This window comes from Streptomyces sp. NTH33 (assembly GCF_003236365.1).
In the GTDB taxonomy this organism is placed as follows: Bacteria; Actinomycetota; Actinomycetes; order Streptomycetales; family Streptomycetaceae; genus Streptomyces.
In genome coordinates this window covers 1-2,059 of sequence record NZ_POTZ01000764.1, presented here as the reverse complement: position 1 = coordinate 2,059, position 2,059 = coordinate 1, and the positions used below count along the sequence as shown (strand labels likewise).

At 75.7% G+C, this 2,059-nt stretch carries 1 protein-coding gene; it reads right to left on the bottom strand.

Annotated features, from left to right (window positions below; genetic code table 11):
• On the bottom strand, positions 1-2,047 hold a 2,047-nt coding region (locus C1I97_RS35970), incomplete at its 3' end, for a phage holin family protein (protein ID WP_111007126.1).
• Between the last annotated feature and the right edge of the window lie 12 nt (positions 2,048-2,059).

Here is a 2,059-nt window from a genome sequence, read left to right as displayed (position 1 = left end):
GCCAGCGGCGCAGGACGCGGTGGACGTGTTCGGCGCCGACGAGCTCCTCGCCGTCCCCGGCCGGCGGGGAGCAGGCGAGCGGCGACAGGAGGAAGGGGAGTCCCTGCGCGCCGCCGAGACCGCCGTGGGAGCCGATCTGCTCCTCGAAGGCGAGGACCTCGCCGTCGGCGGGGTCGTAGCAGGAGTTGACCATGATGTCGGCGGTGTGCGGGAAGGAGTGGGTGCGGCGTACGGCGTCGACGGCGCCGGGCCCGAAGACGGCGAGCGGGCCGGGGTCGGCGTCGAGCTCGTCCAGCGGTATGCGCGCGCCGCGGGCGCCGAGTACGAGACCGCCGTGCTCCTCGCTGCGCACGAGCAGGAAGCCGATGCCGGGGTGGTTGGCGAGCGTGGACAGCAGCGCGGGGTGGCGGGCCTCGATCTCCTCGTCGCTCATGCGGTGCGGCACGTCGGGGAAGGAGACCAGGCCGAGGTTGCCGGAGGCGAGGACGACGGGCTCCGGGCGGCGGGAGGGCCGGTGGTCCTCGCCGTGTTCCTCGACCGGGCGGTGCAGCGCGGCCCGTACGGCGGCCCGCGCCTCGGCGCCACTTGGGGTCTCCCCTGCTCGAGCGAGGCCGAGAGCTTGGGGAAGGGTGTCCTCGGCGCGGCGCGGCACGGGCAGGCCGCAGCCGGCCCGGACGAGGTCGCCGAGGGTGAGGCCGTAGCGGGAGCGGAAGGTCTCGCCGGGGCTCTGGCCGTGGTCGGACAGGACGACGATCCGGTAGGGGCGCAGGGCGTGCTCGGCGGCCTTCCCGATCAGGGCGAGGGAGCGGTCGAGGCGCTGCAGGACCTTCGCCGCGTCCCGGCTGCGCGGGCCGGAGTGGTGGGCGACCTCGTCGTACGCCACCAGGTCGGCGTAGACGGAGGTGCGGCCGGCGAGCAGATCGCCCATGACGGCGGCCACGACGACGTCCCGCTGGACGACGGTCGCGAAGGCGCGGATCAGCGGGTACAGGCCGCCGCGGGAGACGCGGGGGCGCTCCTTGCGGAGCCGGGCGCGCGTGGACTGGCCGATCTCGCGGGCGGCCTCGGCGACGAAGGAGAGGAAGGTGCGGACGGCGTTGGCGGGGTCGGAGAAGTAGGCGAAGTAGCCGGCGCGGGAGCGGTTGCCGCGCCCGCGGCGCACGGCGACGGACAGGACGAGGGCGAGTTCGCCGGCGCCGCCGCTGAACAGGTTGCCGCGGCTGGCCCCGTCGGCGGTGAGCAGCCCGCCGTCGCCGGTGCGCTCGGCGGCGCGGCGCTGGAGTTCGAGGGCGCTGCTCGGGCGGTTGCTGACCATGATCTCGCCGGTGTCCTTCTCGTACCAGCGGAAGGCGGGGACGTCGTGGTTGGAGCCGTGCAGGATGCCGAGCTGGCTGGCGCCGGTCTGGCTGGACCAGTCGGTGCGCCAAGGGGTGAGCCGGTGGGTGGGCGGCTGCCCCGGGTCGGCGCCGAGCCACCGGGCGACGGTGGGCATCAGGCCCTTGCCCACCGCGTCCCGCAGCACGTCATGGCCGACACCGTCGAGCTGGATCACGACGGTGCCGGGGGTCGACGAGCAGGGCGGCAGGCGTCTGCGGCGGCGGTCGGCGAGCCGGTGGAGCCGGCGCCGGTAGGCGTCGTCGTCGCGGACGGCGAGGGCGGCGCCGGTGGCGGAGGCGACGGCGGACATCACCGCGGCCACGATGACGGCGGTCTCGGGGGCCGCCTCGGCCTGGCCCGAGGGGTTGACGCGCAGGGCGAGCAGCAGCAGTGACCCGTTCAGGAAGAACACCAGCAGCCCGAGGACGAGCGCGGGCACGAGCAGCAGCAGCCGGACGAGCAGCGGCCAGACGACGGCCGACAGCACACCGAAGGCGCCCGCGCCGAGCGCGGCGGTCACGGCGATGGTGGCGCTGTCCCCGTCGGGCGACTGCAGCTGGAAGTCCGGCAGGACCCCGGCGAGCACCAGCATGGTGACCGTGGACACGGCCCACACGGCGATGCTCCGCCCCACCTGGCCGGCACCCCGCCGCCATCGCCCGCCACCCACGCCGGCCCACTC